The sequence below is a fragment of the Nocardioides terrigena genome, from assembly GCF_003047265.1.
In the GTDB taxonomy this organism is placed as follows: Bacteria; Actinomycetota; Actinomycetes; order Propionibacteriales; family Nocardioidaceae; genus Nocardioides; species Nocardioides terrigena.
In genome coordinates this window covers 242,432-269,022 of the sequence record NZ_PZYY01000007.1, presented here as the reverse complement: position 1 = coordinate 269,022, position 26,591 = coordinate 242,432, and the positions used below count along the sequence as shown (strand labels likewise).

At 71.7% G+C, this 26,591-nt stretch carries 23 protein-coding genes; 8 read left to right on the top strand and 15 right to left on the bottom strand.

Annotated features, from left to right (window positions below; genetic code table 11):
* Nucleotides 1-37 precede the first annotated feature (37 nt).
* From DAE25_RS16940 to DAE25_RS16900, 9 genes are read right to left on the bottom strand one after another with little or no spacing between them, the layout of a single operon-like run.
* Nucleotides 38-220, bottom strand: a complete 183-nt coding sequence (locus DAE25_RS16940) for a hypothetical protein (protein WP_107767317.1) — start codon at nucleotides 218-220, stop codon at nucleotides 38-40.
* On the bottom strand, nucleotides 217-597 hold the full coding sequence (locus DAE25_RS16935; protein ID WP_107767316.1) for a hypothetical protein: 381 nt from the start codon (nucleotides 595-597) through the stop codon (nucleotides 217-219). The genes DAE25_RS16940 and DAE25_RS16935 overlap by 4 nt, the downstream gene beginning before the upstream one ends.
* Entirely contained in the window at nucleotides 594-2,381 is a 1,788-nt protein-coding gene (locus tag DAE25_RS16930; RefSeq protein WP_159083807.1) for a hypothetical protein, read from the bottom strand. Before DAE25_RS16930 ends, DAE25_RS16935 begins: the two co-directional genes overlap by 4 nt.
* A complete protein-coding gene (locus tag DAE25_RS16925; RefSeq protein WP_159083806.1) occupies nucleotides 2,378-4,630 on the bottom strand; it encodes a phosphotransferase in 2,253 nt (750 codons plus the stop codon). The genes DAE25_RS16930 and DAE25_RS16925 overlap by 4 nt, the downstream gene beginning before the upstream one ends.
* Nucleotides 4,631-4,675: 45 nt before the next feature.
* Nucleotides 4,676-5,518: a glycoside hydrolase family 16 protein gene (locus DAE25_RS16920; protein WP_107767313.1), complete on the bottom strand. Its 843-nt coding sequence runs from the start codon at nucleotides 5,516-5,518 to the stop codon at nucleotides 4,676-4,678.
* The gene (locus DAE25_RS16915; protein ID WP_159083805.1) at nucleotides 5,511-6,587 is read right to left on the bottom strand and encodes a GNAT family N-acetyltransferase; all 1,077 of its coding nucleotides are present in this window, start codon (nucleotides 6,585-6,587) and stop codon (nucleotides 5,511-5,513) included. The genes DAE25_RS16920 and DAE25_RS16915 overlap by 8 nt, the downstream gene beginning before the upstream one ends.
* A complete protein-coding gene (locus DAE25_RS16910; protein ID WP_107767311.1) occupies nucleotides 6,584-7,402 on the bottom strand; it encodes a polysaccharide deacetylase family protein in 819 nt (272 codons plus the stop codon). The genes DAE25_RS16915 and DAE25_RS16910 overlap by 4 nt, the downstream gene beginning before the upstream one ends.
* On the bottom strand, nucleotides 7,399-9,570 hold the full coding sequence (locus DAE25_RS16905; protein ID WP_107767310.1) for a glycosyltransferase family 2 protein: 2,172 nt from the start codon (nucleotides 9,568-9,570) through the stop codon (nucleotides 7,399-7,401). The genes DAE25_RS16910 and DAE25_RS16905 overlap by 4 nt, the downstream gene beginning before the upstream one ends.
* Nucleotides 9,567-10,502 carry a glycosyltransferase family 2 protein gene (locus DAE25_RS16900; protein WP_199907647.1) on the bottom strand — a complete coding sequence of 312 codons (936 nt, stop codon included), beginning with the start codon at nucleotides 10,500-10,502 and terminating at the stop codon, nucleotides 9,567-9,569. Before DAE25_RS16900 ends, DAE25_RS16905 begins: the two co-directional genes overlap by 4 nt.
* 340 nt (nucleotides 10,503-10,842) lie before the next feature.
* Between DAE25_RS16900 and DAE25_RS16895 the strand changes: the two genes are divergently transcribed.
* A complete protein-coding gene (locus tag DAE25_RS16895) occupies nucleotides 10,843-12,156 on the top strand; it encodes a D-arabinono-1,4-lactone oxidase (protein ID WP_107767308.1) in 1,314 nt (437 codons plus the stop codon).
* A 12-nt stretch (nucleotides 12,157-12,168) separates the two neighbouring features.
* Here the strand turns inward: DAE25_RS16895 and DAE25_RS16890 are convergent, their stop codons facing one another.
* Complete coding sequence (locus tag DAE25_RS16890; RefSeq protein WP_107767307.1) at nucleotides 12,169-12,804, bottom strand: trimeric intracellular cation channel family protein; 636 nt, start codon at nucleotides 12,802-12,804, stop codon at nucleotides 12,169-12,171.
* 134 nt (nucleotides 12,805-12,938) lie between these two features.
* Between DAE25_RS16890 and sepH the strand changes: the two genes are divergently transcribed.
* Genes sepH through DAE25_RS16875 form a run of 3 tightly spaced genes read left to right on the top strand, consistent with a single transcriptional unit; the run spans nucleotide 12,939 to nucleotide 16,849 of the window.
* Complete coding sequence (sepH, locus tag DAE25_RS16885; protein ID WP_107767306.1) at nucleotides 12,939-13,970, top strand: septation protein SepH; 1,032 nt, start codon at nucleotides 12,939-12,941, stop codon at nucleotides 13,968-13,970.
* Between the two features lie 20 nt (nucleotides 13,971-13,990).
* Nucleotides 13,991-16,000 (top strand): SDR family oxidoreductase, encoded by a 2,010-nt coding sequence (locus DAE25_RS16880; protein ID WP_107767305.1) that lies wholly within the window; start codon nucleotides 13,991-13,993, stop codon nucleotides 15,998-16,000.
* Between the two features lie 9 nt (nucleotides 16,001-16,009).
* Entirely contained in the window at nucleotides 16,010-16,849 is an 840-nt protein-coding gene (locus tag DAE25_RS16875; RefSeq protein ID WP_107767304.1) for an MOSC domain-containing protein, read from the top strand.
* Nucleotides 16,850-16,912: 63 nt separating this feature from the next.
* Here the strand turns inward: DAE25_RS16875 and DAE25_RS16870 are convergent, their stop codons facing one another.
* Nucleotides 16,913-18,244 carry a carboxypeptidase regulatory-like domain-containing protein gene (locus tag DAE25_RS16870; protein ID WP_159083804.1) on the bottom strand — a complete coding sequence of 444 codons (1,332 nt, stop codon included), beginning with the start codon at nucleotides 18,242-18,244 and terminating at the stop codon, nucleotides 16,913-16,915.
* A gap of 231 nt (nucleotides 18,245-18,475) precedes the next feature.
* Nucleotides 18,476-19,300: a sulfurtransferase gene (locus DAE25_RS16865; protein ID WP_234411107.1), complete on the bottom strand. Its 825-nt coding sequence runs from the start codon at nucleotides 19,298-19,300 to the stop codon at nucleotides 18,476-18,478.
* A gap of 35 nt (nucleotides 19,301-19,335) precedes the next feature.
* Here DAE25_RS16865 and DAE25_RS16860 point away from each other — a divergent pair, with 35 nt between their 5' ends.
* Both DAE25_RS16860 and DAE25_RS16855 read left to right on the top strand, forming a co-directional pair.
* Nucleotides 19,336-19,770 carry a hypothetical protein gene (locus tag DAE25_RS16860; RefSeq protein WP_107767301.1) on the top strand — a complete coding sequence of 145 codons (435 nt, stop codon included), beginning with the start codon at nucleotides 19,336-19,338 and terminating at the stop codon, nucleotides 19,768-19,770.
* Between the two features lie 49 nt (nucleotides 19,771-19,819).
* A complete protein-coding gene (locus tag DAE25_RS16855) occupies nucleotides 19,820-20,473 on the top strand; it encodes a thymidine kinase (RefSeq protein WP_107767300.1) in 654 nt (217 codons plus the stop codon).
* A gap of 9 nt (nucleotides 20,474-20,482) precedes the next feature.
* Here the strand turns inward: DAE25_RS16855 and DAE25_RS16850 are convergent, their stop codons facing one another.
* Genes DAE25_RS16850 through DAE25_RS16840 form a run of 3 tightly spaced genes read right to left on the bottom strand, consistent with a single transcriptional unit; the run spans nucleotide 20,483 to nucleotide 24,924 of the window.
* On the bottom strand, nucleotides 20,483-21,619 hold the full coding sequence (locus DAE25_RS16850) for an alkaline phosphatase family protein (RefSeq protein WP_107767299.1): 1,137 nt from the start codon (nucleotides 21,617-21,619) through the stop codon (nucleotides 20,483-20,485).
* Entirely contained in the window at nucleotides 21,616-22,191 is a 576-nt protein-coding gene (locus tag DAE25_RS16845; RefSeq protein ID WP_056886081.1) for a DUF5998 family protein, read from the bottom strand. Before DAE25_RS16845 ends, DAE25_RS16850 begins: the two co-directional genes overlap by 4 nt.
* Before the next feature lie 27 nt (nucleotides 22,192-22,218).
* A complete protein-coding gene (locus DAE25_RS16840; protein ID WP_107767298.1) occupies nucleotides 22,219-24,924 on the bottom strand; it encodes a bifunctional acetate--CoA ligase family protein/GNAT family N-acetyltransferase in 2,706 nt (901 codons plus the stop codon).
* 45 nt (nucleotides 24,925-24,969) lie between these two features.
* On the opposite strand from DAE25_RS16840, the gene map reads away from it, so the two are divergent.
* Nucleotides 24,970-25,737, top strand: a complete 768-nt coding sequence (gene map / locus DAE25_RS16835; protein WP_107767297.1) for a type I methionyl aminopeptidase — start codon at nucleotides 24,970-24,972, stop codon at nucleotides 25,735-25,737.
* 3 nt (nucleotides 25,738-25,740) lie between these two features.
* Complete coding sequence (locus tag DAE25_RS16830; RefSeq protein WP_107767296.1) at nucleotides 25,741-26,550, top strand: Fpg/Nei family DNA glycosylase; 810 nt, start codon at nucleotides 25,741-25,743, stop codon at nucleotides 26,548-26,550.
* Nucleotides 26,551-26,591: the final 41 nt, after the last annotated feature.

Below are 26,591 nucleotides of genomic sequence, written 5' to 3'. Positions count from 1 at the left end.
GAGCACCCACCGGGAGGGGTGCGGGAGAGGCCGACGGTCAGGGCCGGGTCAGGGCGAGCAGCTGGCTCAGGGCGAGGACGAGCACGACCAATCCCTGGGCCGACGCCACCACCATCAAGAACCGGTCCGCGTCTCGGGTCTCCCCCGGGTGATGCGCCTTCATGAGGGCAAGCAGCCCCAGGAGGCCGATCAGGGACAACAGCGGGACGGTGGCACTCATCGGCCCTCACTCGTGTCGACGCCCACCGGTCCGGCTCGACGAGCGGCCCGGAGATCGGCCCCTGCACCCACCACGGTGAGTCCTGCCAGGACGACCAGGCCAGTCACGGGGCTCCACGCCCCAGCGAAGAGCAGGGCCTGGGAGACCATGACCGCCAGCGCGCAGCTGACCGCTATCGACAGGGTCAGCGCGAACAGGAGCGAAGGAGGCCGGATCAGGCCGACGAACGCCATCCCCGGGCAGACGAGCACGAACCAGAGGACCAGCACCGGCTGTACCGGTGCGCCCATGTCCCCCAGCACGACGGCGACGGCCGCCAGACCGGACAGGGTGGTCAGCAGCGCGCGGATGACGACCGGGGATCCCGGGCAGCTCACGAGGCCCCGCCCCCGGAGTCGGTGGCCAGCTCGAACACGGTGGCGTCCCGGTTCTCGAAGACCACCCGGAACTCGGGCGACGATCTCAGCGCGGCCTCGATCCCGATCAGGCCGTCCCCGGGGATCTCCCCCAGGGCCGTGGTGGCGACGATCTGGGACCTGGTGATGATGAGGTAGGACGCGGAGTAGGTGTCGGTGTCACTCATCCAGCGCGACATCGCCTGCACGGGGTCGTCGAGTATCCGCTGGATGTCCTCGGGATCCTCACGAGCGATCGGGACGTAGGTGAACCGCTCGTAGTTGCGGAACTGCGAGGGATAGTTGCGGGAGCCCTCGATCAGCAGGCTCCCGGGTGGAGCATTGTCGTAGACGAACTCGGCCGCCGCGACCTCCTCGGGCGTGAAGTGGTACTGACGGTCGTTGCCGAACTGCGCGAGGCCGGACCCGACCATGAGGGGCACGGTCACCACACCCACCAGCGCCGCTCGTCGGCGGACCGCTGGTGTCCCCGGTGGCCACAGCAGGACGGCCGCGAAGAAGGCCAACCCGGGCATGGCGAACAGGTAGGCACGGAACAGCACCTCGTTGCCGTACGTGCTGACTCCGACCGTCACGAACGGTACGACGGCCAGGACGAGGGCCGCATGGTCCCGGCGTCCGGACCGCCAGGCGGTGAGGACCCCGAGTGCGGCCATCAGGCAGAAGCCCACGGTGAAGACGCGCGTCGCCAGGGAGACCAGGATCTGACCGGCAGTGGCGGTCCCGTAGCCGATCAGGGTGCTCTCGAGGTTGGAGCCCACCGTCCCGACCTCGCTGAGTGCCTCGCGCAGCTCGGTGCGGGTGAACGGCTCGGCGACGTACAACACCCAGGCGCCCAGCACCACGCCCAGGAAGGAGGGCAGGACTCGCAGGCTGGTCTGCCGAAGGACGACCAGCGCGGTCAGCACGAGCAGCGTGATCACCGGGGTGAGCTGGTGGGTGCTCACGATGCTGACGAGGAGCAGCAGGACCACGGCGCACAGACCCACTCGCCTGGCCGCACCCGGGTCCGGGGTGGACGGGGCAGGACGGCCGGGGAACCAACGCAGGAGGACGGTCATCACCGTCAGGTACCAGACGAAGTTGATCCCCTGCGGGGAGAAGTAGCCCTGCCCGACCCAGTTGCCCAGCACGAACAACCATCCGCCGACCGCGATCGTCCGGGCGTCGGTGGTGAAGGCCCGGATGAGGGAAAGCACCGCCGAGAGCGCCAGCAGGTTCAGGATTGGCTCCGCCCAGGCGGCATAGCTCAAGGAGGTGTCGAACCCGGCCAGGTCGCTCAGCATCGCGTTGGCGGCGAAGAACCCCGGCCAGCTGTGGTAGACGGCGAGCACGTCGACCTGCGGGTCCACCGCTCCCGTGCGGTCGATGAAGTCGACGATCCCGGCGTGCTTCCAGGCCCAGGAGTAGCGAGGCGTCCCGTAGAGGATCGGCGGCGTGCAGAAGACGAGGAGGGACAGGACCAGGGGGTAACCCGTCAGCAGCCAGCCGGGTGACGTCGACCGGCCGAGCGCGCGGGCGAAGCTGAGGGCCACCACTGCCAGGGCGGCCCACGCGGTCCACGGCAGCACCGAGACCAGACCCAGGTCGGTCATCGCGCGCACGTCGACCAGGGACAGCGTCAGGACCCACAGGCTCGACGCCACGCCGAGCTCCACGAGCGAGCTCACCCACCCTGTCCGGACGCGGCGTGCGGCCTCCTCCCGCGTCGGCGACCTGACATCGCTCTTCACGGTCGCACTCATGTCATGCTCCCGACCTGACGCAGCACCGGATGGACGTTGCGGGCCGCCCAGAAGCCGTTGGGAGGGAAGCGGTCGCTCTTGGAGACGATGCCCACGACGTGGTCCAGCCAGGCAAGAAGGACCAGGGCGGGATCGCCCAGGCCCCCCGCGCCGAGCTCGGGTCGTCGTACGAGCTCGCACACCAGGCTGCCGAGCTCCCGGTCCTCGCGCAGCATCCGGGCTGTGAGCAGGAAGTGCGTGCGGTCCAGCTCGGACATCCCGTCGGCGCGAGCCCGCTCCCAGTCGATGATCCCCGCGGTCCGACGACCCTCGCCACTGAAGACCACGTTGCCGGGGGCCAGGTCACCGTGGGTCCAGCTGAGGGTCACCGTTCGGCCCTGCCATCCGTGCCGCAGGAGCGTCCGGAGGCCCCCGGTCGCCCCGGGCGGTGCCGTGGGGTCGAGCCAGGTCTCGAGGAGGGCGACGGGCTCGTCCACCCACGATCCCAGCAGCGGCGCGTCCATCACGGCGGTGCGGCCGGTGCGCCGGTGCAGTGAGCTGATGTCGCCGAGAACCGTCGAGACCGGGATGTCGTCCGGCGCCTGAGCGATCACGTCCCGACCGTCCCTCCCGACGACACGGCGCTCGAGCACCACCAACCGTCCGGAATCCCGACCAATCGCCAGCGTCCGCGGCAGCAGGCCCGCCCATCCGTCCACACGGGGGTCCGACGACAAGGCGTCCACCGCCCGGCACGACGCGAGCAGTGCATCCGACCCCCGGTCGGTGAGTGCGAGCTTGAGGATCGCCTTGGAGACCGCGCCCCCCACCTCGGCGACCGCCACGTCGCCGACGGTGGGGAACACCCGCTGGACCTGCCACGCGGGGTCGAGCCCCAAGGTAGCTGCCAGCTCCGGGTAGTGGCGCTCAAGCAGTCGCCCCTGCGCTCGTCGGTGGGCGTCGGACCGGGCGTCGCTGGCCACCCGTACGAGCCAGGACGCCATCCGGCCCTGGAGGTGGGGAACCCACATCGGGCCCAACGTGGTGGCGAGCAGGAGGGCCGCGGCCACCGTCTGGGTGCCCAGCCAGGCGACGCCGAGGCCCGGCAGCCCATGGGTCCGGAGCAACACCCAGATGAGCGCAAGGGCAGTGGCGTTGATGGAGACGGTGACCACGACCAGCCGGAGCATCCGCTTCCGGACCCTCTCCACGGCGCTGTAGACGACCACGACGGCGGACGGCAGCGCCGAGAGCGCCAGGAGGCGCAGCACGGTGCTCCCCTCGGCGGCGTACTCCTCCCCGAACATCCGCATCAGCACCGGGGCGAGCAGGACCGTGGCAGCCACGAGGGGGGCCAGGATCGCGCTGGTGTGCACGAGCGCGCGATAGCTGTACTCACCCAGCCGCGAGACGTCGCCCGCCCCCTCCACCAGCAGTGAGGTGGCCATGCTGCGGCTGACCAGGTAGAGCGAGTAGGAGATGCTCCACGCCAAGGTGAAGTAGGCCGCGGTCGCGGCCCCGGAGGTCTCGAGCACGACGAGGGGCAGCGCACTGGTCAGGCCGGTGCCCACGAGCGCGACGACGTAGTCGAAGGAGGCGAAGCGCACGATCTGCCGGGGCGCAACGGGTTGCGCCAGTGAGGCCGTGCGGGCGACGTGGGCGGGGACGAGTCGACGGACCATCACGAGGCCGACCGCCACCAGGATCGCGGCCACTGGGATGGTCCAGGCGAGGAACACACCGTAGGAGGAAAGGGCGATGACCGGGACCAGGAGGGCGCACAGCTTGAGGACCCCGTGTGCGGTGTTCTTCCCGAGCACCCAGTCCGACTGGCGCAGACCGGACAGGGCGCCGTCCTGCAGCACGAACAGGCACCACAGCACCAGGGCGACGACGAACCAGACGTCGAGGCGCAGGTCGTGGGTGTTCAGCGGCAGGGTGGGCGCCCACCACCGGGCACCCGTGAGGAAGACGACACCGACCACGACCGCAGCGGAGCCGGAGGCCAGGGAGCACCCGGCGATCACCCGAGCGGTGTTCCGACCTGCGGTGGGCAGGAACCGCACCAGGACGTTCGCCAGGTTGAGCTGGGCGATCGTCGACAACAGGGCCAGCGCGGCCACCAGCGCCGAGCCGACCCCGATCTCCTCCACAGTGAAGCGCCGCGCGGCCAGCACCCAGAACCCCATCCCGAGGAGTGCGGTCGTCCCGGAGTTGAGCACCAGCGCGTAGCCGTTGCGCAGCAGTGGCTGGCGGACCTGCTCGGTCAAGAGGGAGCCGAGGCGGCCCGCTCGGGCTTGGGTGGACATCGGGAGTCACGCGTCCTTCTGCCAGATCCGGACGTAGTCGACCTCGAGGGCGGACGGGAAGTCGGTGGAGGGGGTGGGCGCACCGGGCCACTCCCCACCCACGGCCAGGTTGATCAGCAGGTACATCGGCTCGTGGGGGACGAACTCCGCTTCGGTGAATCGCCACTGCTCCGTGCCGTCGACCAGCCACACGAGCTCCTCGGGGGTCCAACGCAGACCGTAGACGTGCCACCCGGCCGAGGAGTCCTTCCCCGTCCAGGTGTGGCCGAGGGTGACGCGCTCACCGTCGTCCAGATAGCGGAAGTGTGCGCGCAGCGTCGAGGGGGTGTCGCCCAGGACCTCCATCACGTCGATCTCCGGCCGGGACTCGTGCGTGAGGGGCAGCAGCCACAACGCGGGCCACAGTCCCTTGCCGGCAGGCATCCGCATCCGGGCCTCGACCCGGCCGTACTGGAACCCGAACCGCGGCGGCTGCGCCTGGTCGTCTGCGCTCCGACCGGTGGTCACCATGCCCGAGGTGTAGGGATAGCCCTCCTCGTCCGAGCCCCGCACCCAGTCCTGCCGCGCCTCCAGTCGCAGGGCGCCGCTCTCGACGCCCACGTTGTCGGGGAGGTACCACTGGAGCTCGTCGTTGCCCTCGTTGGTGCAGCCGCCGTCGTCCCACCAGTAGCAGGTGGTCCATCGACTCTGGTCCAGCGTGCCCGCGTCGAACTCGTCGGCGAACACGAGGACCTGCTCGGGCGCTTCGGCGCCCGGGTCGGCCCGGGTCGCGGTGATGACGCCTGCAGTCACCACGACCGCCGTCACCGCCACCGCGGCAACGAGCGACCAGCGCCGCCGATCAGGCATCCTGGAACCCGAGGACGCGTTTGACGCTGGATCGCGCCAGCTGGTCGAGCCGGGTGAGCGGCACCCGCTCGATGACGTACTCGTGGTAGGGCTGCGCCACCGCGCCGAACCGGCTCTTGAACTGTGAGAGTCCGGCCGACTCCCCGGACTCGCCCATGTGGTACGTGTCGCACCCGGCTTCGCAGGCAGCCTCGATCGCGACCTTGTGCAGCAGCTTGGTGGCCTGGGAGTGCGAGGCCAGCTCCTCGTCCATCGCGCCCCTGGTGTAGTGGGCGTTGCGACCCTGGAGCACCAGGATCGCGGCGACCGCGACGCCGTCGATGCGAGCGACCGACACCCGGCAGGACCCGCCCAGGTGCTCGGCGATCGCCCGAAGCTTGGCCGGGGGGTCCCTACGCGCGAACCGGAGCTGCGCCATGCGGGCCGGCTCGTGCTGCCGGCTCGCCCAGCGGTCGACCGAGGTGCGCAGCAGCGCGTGGAGCTCCGGCAGCAGCCGACCGGTGGTGTCGGTCTCGACCACGACCCCCATCCGCTCGGCCTTGCGCACCTGGCTGCGGGTCGTCGCCTTGAAGCGTTGCTCCCAGACCGCGTCGAAGCCACCGCCCAGGTCGAGCACGTGCGCGCACGACGGCGTGGCGGTGACTCCCCGCCGCCCTGCCATCGCTGCCGTCCAGACGTCCGAGTGCAGGGGGTTGGGGCGCAGCCGGACTCGCAGGGCGCCCTGGCCGACCAGGTCGTCGACCACGGCCGACACCGCCTCCACGGTCACTCCCCCCTCGACCAACAACCCGCCGAAGCCCCAGCTGGCAGGCATCGACGCCAAGGTCGACGCCCGGTTCGCGCGGTGCGTGCGCCGCACCAGCGGCAGCAGTGCTCGACGACCGTCCTGGAGCTCGTAGCACCGGCTGGCGTCGACGTAGCGTCCGTCCGCGCACAAGCTGTCGAGCCACTCGGGGGACTGGGTCGGCAGGGCATCCGGGTCGACGGCGATGAGCTCGCGCCAGGTCCGCCGGGGTGCTGGCCGCACCCGGGTCGTCAACGCGCCCATCGAACCACTGGTCCGCGTCATGGCGCCCGGTGTCCCCTCGGCGTGGAGACCAGCACCCGCCGTGTACGCCGCACAGCACGCCACAGAGCGGTCCGCGTCCGCGGTCGGTAGGGCGCCTGGGGGATTCCCTGACCGGCGAGCAGCTTCGCCAGGTCCGCGGTCGTGGTGTCGGCGAGCACCATGACGCGGGCCATGGCGAAGACGTCGTCCTCCGGCGAGGAAATGGCGTGCCGGACCGCCGTGGCCGAGGAGTATCCGGCCTCGATCACCTGCTCCCGCACCCGCCGGCTGTGGCAGCCGTGGGGGTAGGCGAAGCTGGTCACCGGTCGCTGCAGCTCCTGCTCGAGGACCTCCTTGCTGCGGCGGATCTCGGCGCGGGAGTCGGCCGCGCTCAGCTCGTCGAGCCTGGGGTGGGTGTGGCTGTGGGCCCCGACCTCCACCCCGCGTGCGGCAATGTCGTGCAGCTGTTCGGGGTGGAGCATCGGACGGTCCTGCTCGCGCTCACGCGCCAGCCAGCGAGCGGTCCCGCCGAGGTAGCCGGTCGTGGCGTACATAGTGCTGGCGAGGCGGTGTTCCTCCAGCACGGGCAGGGCCGCGGAGTGGAAGTCGGCGAAACCGTCGTCGAAGGTGATCACCACGGGGCGCTCAGGCAGGGGCGGTCCACCCGGGCACAGAGCCGGCTCGAGCTGGCCGATGGTGAGGCTGTGATGACCACGATCCGCCAGCAGCTGCATGTGCGCGGCGAACCGGCGAGGATGCATGGTCCAGGGTCGGAACCGTGCCGAGGACTCCACCGCGACGCTGTGGTAAAGCAGCACCGGGACGGGGGTCATCATGACGCCCCCTGGGGCGTCTGACGTACCTCCCGGGCGCTGCGGGCATAGTCGAACGGGCCGCGGACGAGGCCGAGCAGCTGCCAGGGCAGCAGCCGGCGCGCACGATCTGCGCCCGGTCCGGGATCCCAGTTCGAGGAGGTCGCGACCAGGTGGACCACCGCCCGGGGGGCCAGCCGGAGGAAGGCGACCGCTCTCGAAGGTCGGCGCATCACCGCCCGGGTGAGATAGGCCCCCAGACCGATTCCGTAGTTGAGGGCCTGCGTCCGGGCGACTCCCGCCTCGCGTCGATGGTGGTGGTGAACGATCGCTGCGGGCTCGTAGACCAAGGAGTACCCCGCCTCGATGACGTCGAGGAATGCGGCGAGGTCGTCCCCGCCCCGTCCCCTGCTGCCGGCGCCCAGTGCCGCGTCGAAGCCGCCCAGCTCGCGCAGCACGTCGGTCCGGAAGGCCATGTTGGCGCCGGACCCCAGCGCACCGGCGGTGTAGGGGAAGAGCGGGTCGTCGGGCCGGGACCCGTCCAGGTCGAAGGTGCGCGTGGCGAATCCCTTGCCGAAGGCGCCGTGCGCCTCGATCATCGCCTGGGCGGGGGTCTCGAGCTCGGCCGGCCAGATCAGCCCGGTGACGCAGCCGACCCGGTCCGACGAGAACTGCGCCGCGAGGTTCCGGACCCAGCACGGGTCGACGACGACGTCGTCGTCGGTGAAGGCCACGACCGGGGCAACCACGTGCTGGAGTCCCCGGTTGTGCGCTCGGGCCAGGCCGGCCACGTCCTCGTGCACGTAGGTCACTGTCGGGTAGTCGTGCTGCACCATGTCCCGGGTGACCGAGGAGCTCGGCGCGTTGTCCACGACGATGACCTGGAGGCAGGGGTACTGGGTCGCCAGCAACGAGTCGAGGCAACGCTGGAGCTCGCGGGGCCGGTCGTGGGTTGCGACCACGACGGCGACACCGGGCGTGGGTGTGGCTCGGGGCGACGCGCCGGTCGGCCTCGGAGGGGCACCACGCGTCCCGAAGTGCGCCCGGATCCGGGCCTCGGCCATGGGACTGACCCGACCTTCGTCGAGCAGGACGTCCACGGAGCCCACCGGTCGACCCTCGCGCCGGACCAGGACCCGTGCCCGCCCGTAGCCGGGTGCCGCCGCGCAAGGAGACGGGTCGGTGAGCTCGAGCTGCACCAGCCGGATCGGGAGGAAGCCCTCTTCGGACGCCGACGCCCGGCGCGCGAGCCCGCCGACCCGACCTAGGCCGTAGCCGGTGGCCGTCAGCAGGAGCCCGATGCTGATCGCCCCAGCGCGGGCGGCGCCGGAGAGATCCCCCCGCCGGCACGTGGAGACCAACCCGCGGCCCACTCCCGCCGGCAGGGTCCTCGCCACGTAGGACCGCTCGGTGCTGAGCGCGTCATGTGGTCCGACCAACCCGGCGACAGCGGCCTTGGACCGGCCTTCCGCGAAGGTCCGCCGCGCGAAGTAGGCGAACCGTTCGCGGGCCGGGGTGACCCGGTGGTGGACCACCGCACGCGGCTCGAACAGGATGCTCGCGTCCGGACGGTGCTGCCGTAGCCGGATGCACAGCTCGGTCTCCTCGCACCCCGTCGCGGATGCACCGACGCGCCCCACCACCAGCGAGAAGCCCTCGCCACCGGCGAAGACATCGGCACGGAAGGCCATCGTGGCGCCGAGGACGTTGCGGACCTCGCCACCAACTGTCGGCATTCCCAGGTAGGTGCATCCGACCACCCAGTCGAACTCTGCCGGCCACCACCGGGGGCGTGCGCTCTCCCACCGAGGGTTCGCCGCCCCACCGACCGCGACCACGCGCGGGTCCGCGAACGGTGCCACGAGGTGCTCGAGCCAGTCCGGCTCGGGAGTGGCGTCGTCGTCGAGGAAGGCGATCACCGCGCCGGTCGCGCCCGCCGCGCCGGTGTTGCGGGCGTCGGAGAGGCCGGGCGTCCCCTGGTTGGTGAGGATCTCGACACCTGGCGCCCAGGCGCTCCGGGCCAGACGCAGCAGCACCTCGTTGTGGTCGATGACCAGGATCACCTGGTCCGCGGGTCGGCTCTGGCCCCGCAGGGCGTCGATCGCGGCCGTGAGGTCGGCCAGACGATGCTCGGTGAAGGCGCAGATCACGACCGAGACCGAGTGCGGACCGTCGGTGTCCGGGGGCGTCACTGCTTGTCCGGTCCGTGTCCGTTGCTGGCTCTCGTGCCCGGGGGAGGCTGAGAGTCTCCCACCAGGGCGGGGCTCTGCTCGATCACCGGCGTCGTCCGCGGCAACGGGACTGGCGGGGCCTCGGCCCGCACGGGGGTCACAGGTGCGATCGCTTGGCTCGTTGCCGGAAGGGGAAGGATCCCGTCCACCGACCCGGGCGGAGCCGCCGCCGACGGCGAGTAGCGTGCCGCGAATGCCGGACTCTCGCCCCAGATCGTCCTGACGACCCGCCAGCCGTCGCGGAAGGCGTGGAGGTTGCTCTGACCGTGAATGCGTCGCAGCTCGTAGCTGGGCACCTCCCACACCCGCAGCGCCCCCTTGGCGGCGCGCACGTTGAGCACGGTCTCTACCTCGAACCCCTCACCGAGCGGCGACTCGAGGGTCGGATCGGCGGCGTACAACGGCCGTGACGTGGAGAGCGCGGGCAGGCAGTCCGCCCAGAACGCGTTGTAGCCGTAGCAGAGGTCGGTGTAGCCGGTGCCGTAGATCCCGTTGACCAGGATGCACAGCACCCGGTTGCCGAGCCTTCGGGTACGCGTGATGTCGGCGCTGCCGCCCCCCTGGGCGAATCGCGAACCCTTGGCCAGGTCCGCCCCGGCGACCAGGGCCGAGACGAATCGAGGTATCTCGGCCGGGTCCGCGGATCCGTCCGCGTCCAGGGTGACCAGGATGTCGCCACGTGCAGCCGCGAAGCCGGTGGACAGCGCATTGCCCTTGCCCTGCCCGGTCTGCTCGACGAAACGCACGTCGCTGCGAAGCTCCCGGGCCACGTCCACGGTGCCGTCGGTGGAGCACCCGTCGACGATGAGCACCTCGAAGAGCCCTCCCGGGAGCCTCGGGATCACCATCGGTAGGTTCTTGGCCTCGTTGCGCGTCGGGATGACGACACTCACGCGCGGGTTCGTGAGGTTGCGCAGGGCTCGATCCCCGCGAGTCACGTAGCGACCCGGGTCGTGACCGTTGTTGCTGAACTCCCATGCGTGCTGCACGTACTCCACCCCCATGTACTAGACATGGACCCGTCCCGACCAATCAGACCCTTTGTTGATCGATTCCACGGCAGACGGTCACCTGCCGTTCATCTGAACCTGACCACGCCTACCGGACGTGGCGCTCTGAGGACGCGTCTATACCCGCAATTGGGTCTGACACATGACGGCATCGTGGGGCGACGACCAAGACTCGTCCCACCGTCTAGCCTCTGTCTGCGAGCATCCGCCCGAGGAGGACCCGATGGACCCTGCGCCGACGAGCAGCTGGCACAACTGGGCGCGGACGGAGTCGGCGAGCCCTGCCCGGGCGACCTCGCCGGCGGACACCGCGGCGGTGGTGCGGGAGGTGCTCGCCGCACGCGAGCGCGGCGGCACGGTGAAGATGGTGGGCAGCGGGCACAGCTTCACCGGGATCGCGGTCGCGTCCGACGGGCAGCTGCGACCCGACGGCCTCAGCGGCATCCTCGCCGTCGACCGCGAGGCGATGACCGTGACCGCGGGCGCGGGGACCCCCCTCCACGAGCTCAACGCGCGGCTGGCCGGGCTGGGCCTCTCGCTGCACAACATGGGCGACATCGACGCCCAGACCATCGCCGGCGCGACCTCGACGGGCACCCACGGGACCGGCGGGGTTCTCGCGTCGCTGGCGGCCCAGATCGCCGGGCTCGAGCTGGTCACCGGCACCGGCGAGGTGCTGCGCGCGAGCGCCGACGAGCACCCCGAGGTCTTCGCCGCGGCCAGGGTCGGCCTCGGGGCGCTGGGGGTCCTGACGTCGATCACCTTCCACGTCGAGCCGCTCTTCGCGCTCGAGGCCCACGAGCGGCCGATGACCTGGGACGAGGCGCTGTCGTCGTACGACGAGCTGGTCGCGGAGCACCACCACGTCGACATGTACTGGTTCCCGCACACCGACCGGATGATGACCAAGACCAACGACCGGCTCGCCGACCTCGACACCGCCGAGCCGCTCCCCCGGTGGCGCGGCTGGCTCGACGACGAGCTGCTGTCCAACACGGCCTTCGGCGCCCTCACGACGGTCGCGACCCGCGCCCCGCGCACCACCCCGCTCATCAACCGGGTCAGCGCCCGCGCGCTCTCCGAGCGCCGCTACTCCGACATCGCCCACCACGTCTTCACGACGCCGCGCAACGTCCGCTTCAAGGAGATGGAGTACGCCGTCCCGCGCGAGGTCGGCCTCGACGTGCTGCGCGAGGCGCGTCGGGAGGTCGACGCGTCGGACTGGCTGGTGAGCTTCCCGGTCGAGATCCGCACGGCGCCCGCGGACGACATCACCCTGTCCACCGCGTCGGACCGGGACTCGCTCTACCTCGCGTTCCACGTGCCCGTCGCCGCGGACCACCGTGCCTACTTCGCCGGCATCGAGGCCGTGCTCGCAGCCGCCGACGGTCGTCCGCACTGGGGCAAGATGCACACCCGCGACGCGGCGCACCTGGCCCGTGTCTACCCGCGGTGGGACGAGTTCCAGCAGCTGCGCGACCGGCTCGACCCGGACCGGGTCTTCACCAACCCGTACCTCGACCGCGTGCTGGGCTGAGCGCGAGGCCGCTCAGACGTTGGCGGGACCGTGCGGGAGCGGCGCGCGCCAGTCCAGGACCATCGCCAGCAGCCGGAGCACCAGGCACACGCCGGCCCCCGCGATGACGACCACGCCCAGGGGCAGGGTCGTGGCGTCCAGCCCCACCGCCACCGCCGCCCCGAGGAGTGCCGGGGTGGCGTACAAGTTGCTGTTGAAGACCACCGGCGGCCGACCCGCCAGCACGTCGCGCACCATCCCGCCGCCGATGCCGGTCACCATCCCCATCAGGGCGGCCGGGATCGGGGCGAGGCCGTATTCAAGAGCCTTGAGCGCCCCGGTGACGCAGAACAGCGACAGCCCGAACGCGTCGAAGACGTCGATCACCCGCTCCATCCGCCCCACCGTCGGGTGGAAGACGAAGGTGAGCAGCCCGGCGACCAGCGGGACGGTGAGGTAGCGCCAGTCGGTGAGCGACGCCGGCGGCGTCGCGCCGATGAGGACGTCGCGCAGGAAGCCGCCGCCGAGCCCCGTCGTACCGGCCAGCACCAGGACCCCGAAGAGGTCGAACCCACGCCGCACGGCCACGAGGGCACCCGAGATGGCGAACACGAAGATGCCCACCAGGTCGACACCGACCAGGAGGTACGTCGGGTCGTAGGGAGGCACCGCCGCAGGCTATCGAGTGGCCGCCGCAGATCTGGTGGGTGGGCGCGCCGTCCGCCTAGCGGTGCGGCGCGTCGACGCTGGCGTAGGCTCGGACGGACCGGAGAACCACCACCGCTTCAAGGAGTCCAGCACCGATGGCCCACCTCACGCTCGCGGGACTGAGCGAGGACGGCAAGCGGCTGCTTCTGGTGGGGGACAACGGCGACGAATACACCCTCGACGCCGACAACGCTCTCCGGGCCGCCCTCCGCGGCGAGCACGCACGCATCGGCCAGTTGGAGATCACCATGGACTCAGCCCTCCGCCCCCGCGACATCCAGGCCCGCATCCGGGCCGGCGAGTCGGCCGAGTCGGTGGCCCAGGCCGCGCAGACCACGGTCGAGCGGATCATGCCGTTCGCCGCGCCCGTGCTGGCCGAGCGCGCGCACGTGGCCCAGCGCGCCCAGCTGTCGTCCGTACGCCGCCGCTCCGGCGAGACCGGTGCGCGCACCCTCGGCGAGGCCGCAGCCGCCCAGCTGCGCAGCGTCGGCACCGACCCGTCCGCGGTCGAGTGGGACGCCTGGCGGCGCGAGGACGGCCGGTGGACCCTCGTCGGCGTCTTCACCGCCCCCAAGCGCGCCGGCACCGCGACGTTCGCCTTCGACGTGCGCGGCAACTTCGTCACCGTCGAGGACGACCACGCCCGCTGGCTGGTCGGCGAGCAGGTCTCCCAGCCCGAGCGTGCCGAGAAGGAGCCGACGAGCCGCGACGACCTCCAGCACGCCCGCCAGCGTCGCCTGTCGTCGGTGCCCGCCGACGAGCTGCCGCTCGGCGACGACGCGATCGAGATGGTGCACGACGGCGACGCACCCGCCCAGGCCGCCACGGAGACGGACGACGAGGCCGCCTCCGACACCGAGACCACGATGGACCTCACCGAGGTCGCGGGTCTCGGTGCCGAGCAGCCCGTCGAGGCCTACCTCGACGAGCCCGGCCAGAAGCAGTCCGGCACCGACGAGGCCGGCGCCGACAAGGACGCCGAGTCGCCGACCACCACGGACGAGCCGGAGAAGCCCGCCGCCGAGGAGGACGAGCGCCCCGCGCGCCGGCCCGCCCGCAAGGGTCGCGGTCGCGCCTCGGTGCCGAGCTGGGACGAGATCATGTTCGGCGGGGGCAAGTCCGACTGACCCGAGTAGTCTCCGCTGGCATGTCGTACTTCGTGACCGGCGCCACCGGGTTCATCGGCCGCCACCTCGTCGAGGAGCTGCTCGACCACCGCGAGGGCGACGTCTTCGTCCTGGTCCGCGAGGGCTCGCGGGCCCGCCTCGAGACGCTCATGCGGCAGTGGGACGACCCGCGCGTCGTCCCGGTCGTCGGCGACCTCGCCGAGCCCGCCCTGGGCGTCGACCCGGCGTGGGTGGAGGAGCACACCGGACGGATCGACCACGTGTTCCACCTGGCCGCGATCTACGACATGACCGCCGACGACGCGACCAACGACGCGATGAACGTCGACGGCACCCGGCACGCGCTCGCCCTCGCGGAGGCGCTCGACGCGGGCTGCTTCCACCAGGTCTCCAGCGTCGCCGCTGCCGGCGACTTCCGCGGCGTCTTCGACGAGACGATGTTCCACGAGGGCCAGCACCTGCCCTCGCCCTACCACCGCACGAAGTACGAGTCCGAGCGGATCGTCCGCGAGGAGTCGACCGTGCCGTGGCGCGTCTACCGCCCCTCGATCGTCGTCGGTCACTCCGAGACGGGGGCGATGGACAAGATCGACGGCCCCTACTACTTCTTCCCGCTCCTCAAGCTGCTGCGCGACACCCTGCCCGCCTGGCTGCCGCTGGTCGGGGCCGACCTCGGCGACACCAACGTGGTGCCCGTCGACTACGTTGCCTCGGCGATGGACCACCTGGCGCACCTGCCCGGCCGCGACGGGGAGGCCTTCCACCTGGTCAACCCCGAGCCCCAGCCCGTCGTGGAGGTCATCAACCTCATCTGCGCCGCCGCTGGCGCCCCGCGCTTTGCCACCCCGATCGACCGCCACGTCACCTCGGCCGGACCACTCGGGCTCGTCCCCCGTGCCCTGCGCCCCTCGACCATCGTCGGGGCCGTCGTCCGCTCGGCGCCGGGTCGGATCGTGCTCGACCAGACCCTGGGTCGTGCGGGGATCCCGTCCGAGGTGCTGGGCCACACCAGCTTCACCGCGACGTTCGACTCGCGTCGTACGGAGAAGGCGCTGTCGGGCTCCGGCATCTCCGTGCCCGACCTTGAGTCCTACGCGGGCACGCTGTGGGGCTACTGGGAGGACCACCTCGACCAGGCGACCGGTCGCAACCGCGCCACCCGTGCGGCGCTCCAGGGCAAGCACGTGGTCATCACCGGCGCCTCGTCCGGCATCGGCCAGGTCACCGCGCTCAAGGTGGCCCAGGCCGGTGGCGTCCCGGTCCTCGTCGCGCGCGGCAAGGACAAGCTCGAGGAGACCCGGGCGATGATCGAGATGCGCGGCGGCACCGCCCACGTCTACGCGTGCGACCTCTCCGACCTGGAGTCGATCGACCGGCTCTGCGAGCAGGTCACGTCCGACCTCCCGTCGGTCGACTTCGTCATCAACAACGCCGGCCGCTCGATCCGGCGGTCGCTGCGGCTGTCGCAGGACCGCTTCCACGACTTCGAGCGCACCATGCAGCTCAACTACTTCGGCGCGGTCCGGCTGGTGATCGGACTGATGCCGGCCATGCAGCGCCAGCAGTCGGGGCACGTGGTCAACGTCAGCTCCATCGGCGTGCAGACCAACCCGCCGCGCTTCTCGGCGTACGTCGCGTCCAAGTCGGCCCTGGACTCGTGGTCCAACGTCGTGGCCAGCGAGGTCGTCGGCAACGGGATCACCTTCACCAACATCCACATGCCGCTGGTCCGGACGCCGATGACCGCGCCGACCAAGCTCTACGACAAGTTCCCGATGATCAGCCCCGCCCAGGCCGCCGACATCCTCGTCCGGGCGATGGTGGAGCGCCCGCACGAGATCAACACCGCCCTCGGCAACGTCGGTGCCGTGGCGCACACGGTGGCCCCCAAGGCGACCTTCCGGCTGCTCAACATGGCCTACAACGTCTTCCCCGACTCGGCCGCGGCCAGGGGCGAGAAGGCCGAGGCGGGCCACCGGGAGAGCGAGCAGATCATGCTGGCGCGGATGTTCAAGGGCGTGCACTGGTAGACATCTGCCGTGCAGATCACCTCCCTGGCCGCCCACCCCGTCAAGAGCACCGCGAGCCGACCCCTCACCTCCGTGGCCGTGCTGCCCCGGGGCTTCGAGGACGACCGCTCCTGGGTGGTCGTCGACGCCGACGGGGTGGTCGTCACCGCCCGTGAGCAGCACGACCTGTTCGCGCTCGTCGCCGACACGCCCCGCACCGACCCGACGCTGGACCGGGACCTCAGGCTGAGGGCGGCGGACCTGCCGGACCTGCTGCTCGACCACCCCGACGCCGACCTGGTGCGGGTGAAGCTCTTCTCCCGCGAGCTCCAGGGAGTCCCGGCCGGCGGGGAGGCCGACGCGTGGGTGCGCAAGGCCCTGGGTCGCGACGACGTCCGGCTCGTCTGGTGCGACGACCCGACGCGCCGCCGGCTCAACCCGGAGTTCTCCCGCCCCGGCGACCATACGGCGTACGCCGACGGCTATCCGGTGACCATCGCGAGCGAGGCGTCGCTGCGCCGGCTCAACGACTGGATCGTCGAGGGCGCCCTCTCCCGCGGCGAGGAGCCGCCGGAGCCGTTGCCGATGGCGCGCTTCCGCCCCAACCTGGTGGTCGACGGCGACGGGCCCTTCGCCGAGGACGCCTGGACCCGCGTGACGGTCGGCGACGTCAGCTTCCGGGTGGCCAAGCCGACCGACCGGTGCGTGATGACGACGATCGACCTCGGATCGCTGACCACCGGCAAGGAGCCGATCCGCACCCTCGCCCGGCACCGGCTCGTCGACCACAAGACGCTCTTCGCCGTCAGCCTCGTCCCCGAGAACACCGGGACCGTCCGGGTCGGCGACCCGGTCACGGCCCGGTTGTGACGGACGGGGGCGGCCGATGGCCACCCCCGTCGCTCTCACTGCATGGTCACTGCTGGACCGAAGTCATCGGATCTTGCCCACCTTGACCTTCACGGCCCTGGAGGTGCTGCCGAGCTTGGCGGTCACCTTGACCGAGACCTTCTTCCCCCTGAGCGCCTTGGTGACCTTGAGCTTGGTCCTGGTCGCCTTCTTGATCTTCTTCGAACCGGCGAACCACTGGAACTTGTAGGAGACCGCGGAGCGAGCGACGAGAGCCTTGTAGTTCTTGAGCACCAGGGTCGAGCCGACCTTGAGGTCTCCCTTGACGTCGATCGACTTCGGGAACGAGATCGTCGGCTCATCGGGAGCAGGGGCGGGTGCGGGAGCCGGGGCCGGGGCCGGGGCCGGGGCCGGGGCGATCGTGCCCGTGGTTGCGTTGGCGTACTCGTACTCACCCTCCGAGCCGTAGACCTGGACGAGGACGGTCAGGACCTGACCGGCGTCGGCCGCCGTGAGCGGGTAGGTCGGTCCGCTGACCCCGGTGTAGGTCTCGCCCCGGAACCAGTAGATCTCGGTGCGCTGCGGCGCGGGCGTCCAGGAGCCGGTGGTTGCGGTCAGCATGTTGCCGACCTGCTGGGTCCCGCTGATCACTGGAGCCTGGTTGAGGGTGAAGGGGACCGGGTCGAACTCGCCTGGGACGAGCTGGGCGTCGATGCCCATCCGGACCGAGCCATCGGACGCGATGACGATGTCGTCGCCCTGGTCGAGGTAGTGGGCGTTGTCGAACGCCTCGCTGAGGTAGTCGCCGTCGGGAGTCTCGTAGCCGAACTCGACCCGGTAGGTTCCGCGCGGGAGGGCACGCAGCAGGTAGTCGCCCGCCACGTCGGTGGTCGTCTGATCCACGTGGACCCACTCGCCGTTCGCCCACGTCGAGACGTAGACACCGGCGTCGCCGAGAGGCTCGTCGCTCGCACCGGTGACAGTCCCGCTGATCGTGGACTCGGGCGCCAGCTGGGCGTCGTACGTGCCTTCAGCAGCACCATCGACCACCACGATGTCGTCGGCGGTCCTCACGGTGATCTGGTCGTCGTAGAACTCCGAGGCCCACGGGTTGGGGTTCAACCGGTCGCCGAACTCCAGCCGGTACGTCCCGTCGGCCAGGTCGGGGAACGAGTAGCGACCCTCCGCGTCGGTCTCGGCGAAGTCGACGTTCTGCCAGTACGGGTCCTCGTTGTCGCTGAGATCCTCCAGCGCGGCGACCTGGACACCGGCCAGCGCGGTGCCGCCCGGTCCCGTGACCGTGCCGGAGATGGGGCCGCCGACGGCGGCCTGGGCCAGTGGCGCGATGCCGAGGAGGCCGCCGACCAGAGCGGTGGCGATCAGCGCGCCCGCAGGCCGGCGCAGTCGAGAAGTCATGAAGAGAGCTCCCAGTGGTGGGTTGCCCGGGCCGCGAGTCGGCGGGCGATGCGGCGACGGTAGGAGCGTGGGGCAACACGCCGTGGTGGCTTTCATCAACCTTGTCCAGACCGGTTCGACAGGTCTGGACCACGCTTCACCCCTGGAGAGGTAGTTCCGGGGATCGGCGGACAACTCCGCTCTGGCGTGGGCGGGCCGGCCATCACTGTGAGGAGGTACGTCTGCTGACCCTCAGCCCCGCTCGACGGGCCGCCCCGGGTCGGCGACCCAGCCGCTCCAGCTGGGGCCGTAGAGCGCCGCCCGGACGCCGGCGACCTCCATGGCGAGGATGTCGTGGGTCGCGGTCACGCCCGAGCCGCAGTACGTCGCGACCTCGACGTCGGGCGTCGCCCCGACCTCGGCGTAGAGCGCCCGGAGCTCGGCGGCGTCGCGGAAGTGCCCGTGGTTGTCGAGGTTGCGGCCCGTGTCCACGTTGACCGCACCCGGGACGCGCCCGGCGACGGGGTCGATCGGCTCGACCTCGCCGCGGTAGCGCTCCGGAGCGCGGGCGTCGACGACGACGGGCACGTCGAGCAGGCGGTCGGCGGCCACGACCGGCATCGAGCCGGGGCTGCCGTGGAAGTCACCGGGTGCCGGTTCGACCCGACCCGTCTCGACCTCTCCCCCGGCCGCGACCCAGGCCGCCCAGCCACCGTCGAGCACCCGGACGTCACGGTGCCCGTGGTGCCGCAGCAGCCACCACGCCCGGGCGGCCGCACGTCCCTGCCAGTCGTCGTACACGACCACGGACGCCTCGAGCCCGACTCCCGCGCGCTGCATGGCCGCGATGAACCGCTCGCTGGACGGGAGGGGGTGCCGGCCCCGGTCGTCGACCGGGTCGGAGGGCGGGTCGGAGAGATCGGTGTCCAGGTCGACGTACGCCGCCCCGGGGACGTGCCCGGCGGTGAACTCCGGCGCACCGGGCGGCCCGAGGAGGCGGTAGCGGACGTCGAGGACGGTGACGCCGTCGAGCCCCTCACGCAGCTCGTCGGCCGAGATCAGCGGAGTGTCGGTCATGACCCCCATCCTGCACCCGGGCGTAGCGTCGGCGCGTGGACTACGTGTGGGGGAAGGGCGACGTGGTGCTGGCCGACGGTCGCGCCGTCGCCTCGGCGTCGCGGAGCTGGGTGCGCGAGCGGGCCGAGGTCGACATCGACGGGGTCGCGTGGCGCTTTGGAGCCACGGGGTCCGACCGGGTGGCCGAGACGGGCGGCCTGGTCCGCATGCGGGCGCGCCGTCGCAGCATCTGGACCAGCCGCTACGACATCGACACGAGCCACTCGTCGTACTCCCTCGGCGCACCCAGCATCTGGACGACCCGGCTCGTGCTCTCCCACGGCGAGGAGCCCATCGGCGCGGTGCGCCGGTCGCGGATGTGGACCAACCGGCCCGAGCTGACCACCTCGAAGGACCTGCCGCCCGAGGACGCGGTCTTCGTGCTGTGGCTCGCGTTCCTCATCGCACGGCGCAGCGACTCCGCGGCGTAGGTACCGCGACGTCGGCCCCGCCCGGTCGGCTGTGACAGGATCGCTCCTCGTGGCTGAACTGCACTTCTTCACCGGCACCATGGACTCCGGCAAGTCGACCCTGGCGCTCCAGACCAACCACAACCACGCCGCGCGTGGGCGGGTGGGCCGGATCTTCACGTCCCACGACCGCGCCGGCGAGGCGGTGCTGTCGAGCCGGCTCGGGCTGACGCACGACGCGCTCGAGGTGCCGATCGACTTCGACTTCTGGCAGTACGTCGTCAGCACCCTGACGGCGGGTGGGCGCATCGACTACCTCATCTGCGACGAGGCGCAGTTCTACACGACCGCGCAGATCGACCAGCTCGCCAAGGTCGTCGACGAGCTCCAGATCGACGTGTTCGCCTTCGGGATCCTCACCGACTTCCGCTCGATGCTCTTCCCGGGCTCCGCACGCCTCGTCGAGCTCGCCGACCGGATGAACGTGCTGCAGGTCGAGGCCCTGTGCTGGTGCGGCAAGCGGGCCACCCACAACGCCCGCACCGAGAACGGCGTGATGGTGGTCGAGGGAGAGGTCGTCGTGGTCGGTGACGTCGAGACCGTCGACGAGCCGCCCGCCGAGGTGGCCTACGAGGTCCTGTGCCGCCAGCACCACCGCCGCCGGCTCACCGCCGCCCGGGCCAAGGCGGTCAGCCTGGCGCCCGAGCCACTGCCGTTCGGCTGAGGAGGACGCTCAGCCCACGAGGACGGGGATGAGCATCTCCGTCGACGTGAGCGAGCCGTGGAGGCCGACGAGCGACATCTCGTAGGCGAAGTCGACGCTCGACACGATGCCCAGGTCGCCCCGGCAGGCCACCAGGACGTCACCCATCCGGGGCAGCACCCCGGCGCTCGCCGCGCCGAACCAGCCCCGCGCCACCGCGTCGTCGCGGGTCAGCACGGTCGCGCGGTCGCCCAGCACCCCGCGCCAGGTGTCCACGACGTCGGCCACCGACCCGCGGGAGCAGTAGAGGTGCCGGAAGCGGGCCTCGCCACCGATCAGGGCGACGCCGTCGCGGAGCTCGGTGACCTCGTCGACGTCCACCCGCGCGTCCGTGGGGCTGTCGACCATCCCGTGGTCGGCGATCACGAGCAGCCGGGTGGAGGCGGGGAGCGCCTCCCGCATCTGCTCGGCCTCGGCGTCGACCATGGCGAGCTGCTGGAGCCACTGGGTGGACGAGACCCCGAACTTGTGACCGGTCCAGTCGAGGTCGGAGTCGTAGACGTAGGTGAGCGACGGCGAGGTGGCGGCCGCCGCGACGACCCCGGCGATCCGCTCGCCGACCCGGTCGGCACCGACGTAGTCGGCACCGCGGTGGGCCGCGACGGTGAGGCCGGAGCCCTCGAACTCGCGCTTGTTGACGACCGTCACCTGCACGCCGGCGGCGCCGAGGCGTGCGAATGCCGTCGGGTGCGGCTGCCACTCCATCGGGTCGACCCGCTTGTCCCACCACAGGTGGTTGAGGAGCCGGTCGGTGCCGGGCACCCGGGCGGTGAAGCCGACCAGCCCGTGGGTGCCGGGGGTGAGGCCGGTGCCGAGCGACGTGAGGCTCGTGGCGGTGGTCGACGGCACACCGGCGGTGCCGGTGGAGCTGCCCTCGACGAGCGAGGAGAGGTACGGCGCCGCGTGGGCGTAGCGCTGCAGCAACTCGGCGCCCAGCCCGTCGACGAGGAAGACGACCCACGACCCGGCGTCGGGCAGCAGCAGCCCCGTGGGCGGCGGGCCGACGGCGTCGGCGCCGATGCCCAGGGAGCGGGCGACGGCGGGGACGACGTCGCCGAGCGAGCGGTCGCCGTACGCCGGCTCGGTGAACGCCTCGGCGGCTGTCACGCGCCGTGGGTGCGCGACGAGAGCGCCTCGGCGAACTCCAGCAGGCCAGTGACGGCCTTCTTGCCCTCGGCGACGGCCGAGACGCGCAGCGAGAAGTCGTCGCCCGCGATGACGCCGGTGTAGCCGTGGTCGGCGTCGCACTCGGGGTCGGAGCAGGCGGCGGGCTCGAGGTCGACCCGGCCCACGCCTCCCCAGCCGATGGTGAGCACGGCCTCCGCGGGCGGGGTCGGGCCCGACGTGGGGTTGGCGATCATCCGGGTGACCACGACCGAGCGGACCGACGCGAGCGCGATGGCCTCCGTGGAGGTCGACGTGTAGGGGTCGGGCAGCAGGTCGTCACCGGGGTGCTCGTCGGTGTGGGCCAGGATCAGCCGCGACGGGGTGAGGACGACGACCGTGAGGTGGCGGCGCACCTCGTCGCGGTCGAACGTCGGCTCGTGGTGCACGTAGAACGACAGCACGTCCTCGCCGGCCACGGCCGCGAAGACACCGTCGGTCACCACCTCGGGGTAGTAGCCGGTGTGGTCGATGGCGACGCGGAGCGCTCCCGCGTCTCGCCTGGTGGTGCGCATGCCGGGCATCCTGTCACGCGGCCGACGTCAGTCGGGCAGCGTGTCTCCCGGAGGGGTGGACAGGCGACGCACGAACCAGTCCGACCGCGGGTCCAGGACCGGCTCGATCCGGGCCGTGCCACCGAGGACCGAGGCCCCCGACGCGCCGGCCAGGACGAGGGGCAGCTCGAGGGCCCGCACCTCCGGCAGGTCGTTCTGCACCTGCGCCACGCGGCGTACGAGCCGCTCGATCTCGACGACGTCGACGATCTCGGAGCCGCGGTAGCCGAAGAGGATCGGGGAGGCCTTGATCTCGCGGACCATGTCCTGGGCGTCGTGCTCGGCGAGCGGCGGGATGCGGAACGACCGGTCCCCCAGCAGCTCGGTGAGCGGGCCGCCGATGCCGAAGGAGAGCACAGGCCCGAAGAGCGGGTCCTCCATCGACGAGATGCCCACGGGCACACCGGGAGGCGCGTTCTTCTGCACGACGAAGCCGGCGCGCTCCGGGGAGTCGATGACCCGGCTGAGCGTCACCCAGGCGTCCCGCATCTCCTCGGCGGTGTCGATGTTGCGCCACACGTGCGCGAGGTCCGGCCGGTGCCGCAGGTGGTCGGCCGTCGCCTTCAGCACCACGTCGAAGCCGAGCTCCTCCCCCGCAGCCAGCGCCTCGTCGAGGGTGGCCACCGCGCGGGTGTCCCACAGGTCGATGCCGTACGACGACAACAGCTCGCGCAGCTCGCCGTAGGACAGGTCCTTGCCGTCGGGGTGGTGCATCAGCAGCTCGTTGACAAAGCGCCGGGCGGCGGCCCGATCGACGAGCGCCTCGTCGGAGTGCGCCCGGTCCGGGGTCCGCAGCCACACGGCGTACTCGACGACCCGGGCGAGGGCGCGGACGGCGGCCTCGACCGCGGGGTACGACGGCACCGAGCCGCGGCCGGCGCTCGACCCGGCGACGTCGGGGACGCGCAGCAGCTCGGGGACGCCCTCGGCGCCGAGGAAGGTCGACACGATCGGCTTGTCGGACTGCTCACCGACGGCGGCGAGCACGTTGGCGACGTCCTCCCCGGAGATGTTGAGCGGCGGGATGTAGATCGCCGCGACCGCGTCGACCTCGGGGTCGTCGATCGCCGCGTCCAGGGCGTCCTCGAAGTCCTCGGCCCCGGCGTCGGCCCCGAGCGCGACCTGCTTGTTGACCACGAGCCCGACGCTGGTCGCGGCGTCGGCGGCGAGCAGGCCGAGCGCGTCGGAGTTGCCGACCACGGCCACCCGGCGACCGCGGGGCAGCGGCTGGTGGGCCAGCAGCTGGGCGACGTCGAACATCTCCTCCAGCGTGTCGACCTGGATGACCCCGGCCTGGCGGAACATCGCGTCCACCGCCTGCGAAGGCGCCGCGATCTTGCGCACGGCGTGGCCCATCGGGACGCCCTGCGTGCTGCGGCCGGAGCGCACCGCGATGATCGGCTTGCGCCGGCTCACCCGGCGGGCGATGCGGGAGAACTTGCGCGGGTTGCCGATCGACTCGAGGTAGAGCAGCACCACCTCGGTGGCGTCGTCCTCCTCCCAGTACTGCAGGAGGTCGTTGCCCGAGACGTCGGCACGGTTGCCGGCGCTGACGAAGGTCGAGAGGCCCAGGCCCCGGTTGTTGACCTTCTCCAGGATCGCCGAGCCGAGCGCGCCGGACTGGCAGAAGAAGCCGGCACGGCCGCGGGGCGGCATCAGGGTGGAGAGCGAGGCGTTGAGCGACACCTCGGGGTCCGTGTTGATGATGCCGAGGGCGTTGGGGCCGATCAGGCGCAGGCCGTAGGAGCGGGACAGCCCGACCAGGCGACGCTGGCGGTGACGGCCCTCCTCGCCGGTCTCCGCGAAGCCGGACGAGATGACGACCAGGCCGTGCACGCCCTTGGCGGCGCAGTCGAGGACGACGTCCTGCACGGCCTCCGCCGGCACCGCGACGATGGCCACGTCGACCTGCCCGGGGATGTCCCCGACCGTCTTGTACGCCGGCATGCCGGCCACCGCGTCGGCGCTCGGGTTGACCACGTGGACGCGCCCGGTGAAGTCGCCCAGCACCAGGTTGCGCACCAGGGCACGACCGATGGTGTCCTGGCGGCGGCTGGCGCCGATGACGGCCACGGACTTCGGCCTGAAGAAGCTCTCGATGGACGCCGACTCCGCGCGGTGCTCGCGCTGCTCCATGACGCCGATGGCGGTCTCGGTGGGGTCGATGCGGAACTCGAGCTCCATCACGCCCTCGTCGTAGACGCTCGTGACCTGGTAGCCGGCGTCCTTGAACGTGTGGATCATCGCCTGGTTGTCGGGCAGCACCTCGGCGACGAAGCGCTCGATGCCCCGCTCGCGACCCGCCTGGGCGAGGTGCTCGAGGAGCAGCTGGCCGATCCCGCGCCCCTGGTGCTTGTCCTCGACGAGGAACGCGACCTCGGCCTTGCCGGGCTCGGTGCTGTCCCAGCGGCCGACCGCGATCATCTCGCCGGCCACGGTGAGGATGAAGGCCACCCGGGTCGTGTAGTCGACCTGCGTGAAGCGCTTGACGTCGCGCTCGGACAGGTGCGGCATCGGCGAGAAGAAGCGGTAGTACTTCGACTCGTCGGAGACGCGCGCGTAGAACTCGACCAGCAGCTCGGCGTCCTCGGGCTGGATCGGCCGGATGTGCGCCGTCCGGCCGTCCCGCAGCAGGACATCGGCCTCCCAGTGACGCGGTGGAGGGGTGGCCTGCTGGGCCTGGGTCTCGGTCACACCCGAAATCTACCGGTCGTGCCCCCCGGCCATAGGCTGGCCGGTGTGATCGAGCTGCGCAGTCCTTCCCAGATCGAGCAGATGCGTCCCGCGGGGCGCTTCGTGGCCGAGGTGCTCACCCACCTCTCGGACGTCGTCGACGTCGGCACCAACCTGCTCGAGATCGACGAGATCGCCCACGAGATGATCCGCGAGCGTGGGGCGGAGTCCTGCTACATCGACTACCACCCGTCGTTCGGGGCCTCGCCCTTCGGCAAGGTGATCTGCACGTCGGTCAACGACGCCGTCCTGCACGGCCTCCCCCACGACTACCGTCTCGCCGACGGCGACCTGGTCACCCTGGACTTCGCCGTCGCCGTCGACGGCTGGGTCGCCGACTCGGCGCTCTCCTTCGTCGTCGGTACGCCGCGGGCCGAGGACCTGCGCCTCATCGACGTGACCGGGCGGGCGCTCGAGGCCGGCATCGCAGCCGCCCGGGCGGGCAACCGGATCGGCGACATCGGCCACGCGATCGGGTCGGTGGCCCGGGAGGCGGGGCTGGGCATCAACATGCAGTTCGGCGGCCACGGGGTCGGCCGGACGATGCACGGCGACCCCCACATCGCCAACGACGGCACCCCGGGACGCGGCTTCCCCCTCAAGCCGGGGCTGGTCATCGCCATCGAGCCGTGGTTCCTGCACACGACCGACGAGATCTTCACCGACCCCGACGGCTGGACGCTGCGCAGCGCCGACGGGTCGCGGGGCGCCCACATGGAGCACACCATCGCGATCACCGAGGACGACCCGATCATCCTCACCGCCCGGGCCTGACGCGTGCCCGAGCTCCCCGAGGTCGAGAGCGCGCGCGCCGTCATCGAGGCCGGGGCGCTGGACCGCGAGATCGCCGACCTCGACGACTCCGACACCTGGGTCTGCCGGCCGCACTCCCCCGGCGAGATCCGCGACGCGCTGATCGGGCGCCGGCTGACCGCCGCCCTGCGCCGGGGCAAGAGCATGTGGTGCGAGACCTCCTCCGACGGACCGGTCCTCGGGATCCACCTCGGGATGAGCGGGCGGATCGTCGTCACCGACGGCTCGGGCTCCCCGGTGGAGGGCGGCGACCGGGTGCGCGGCACGGCCGCGACCTCACCCGGGCGTGATCCCGCGTGGGACCGCTTCACGGTGCGCTTCGCCGACGGCGGCGAGCTGCGCCTCTTCGACAAGCGCCGGCTCGGCCGGGTGCGGCTCGACCCCGACCTGAGCCGCCTCGGCCCGGACGCCGCCGAGGTGGGGGTCGCGGACTTCCGCGAGCGGGTCGGGCGGGGCACCGCACCGGTCAAGGCACGCCTGCTCGACCAGTCGGTCCTCGCCGGGGTGGGCAACCTGCTCGCCGACGAGACGCTCTGGCAGGCCTCGCTCGACCCGCGACGCCGGGTGGACACCCTCGACCACGACACGCTCACCGCGCTGCACGGCGCCCTGAAGAAGGCGACACGCGCCGCGATCCGGCGCGGCGGCGTGCACACCGGCGAGGTCATCGAGCACCGGTCGCCCGGTGGCCACTGCCCCCGCTGCGGAGCGCCGATGCAGCGCGCCACGGTCGGCGGGCGGACGACGTGGTTCTGCTCGGAGGAGCAGGGCTGACGCAGGGGCGGGCCGGACGATCGGCCAGCCCGTGCTCGCTC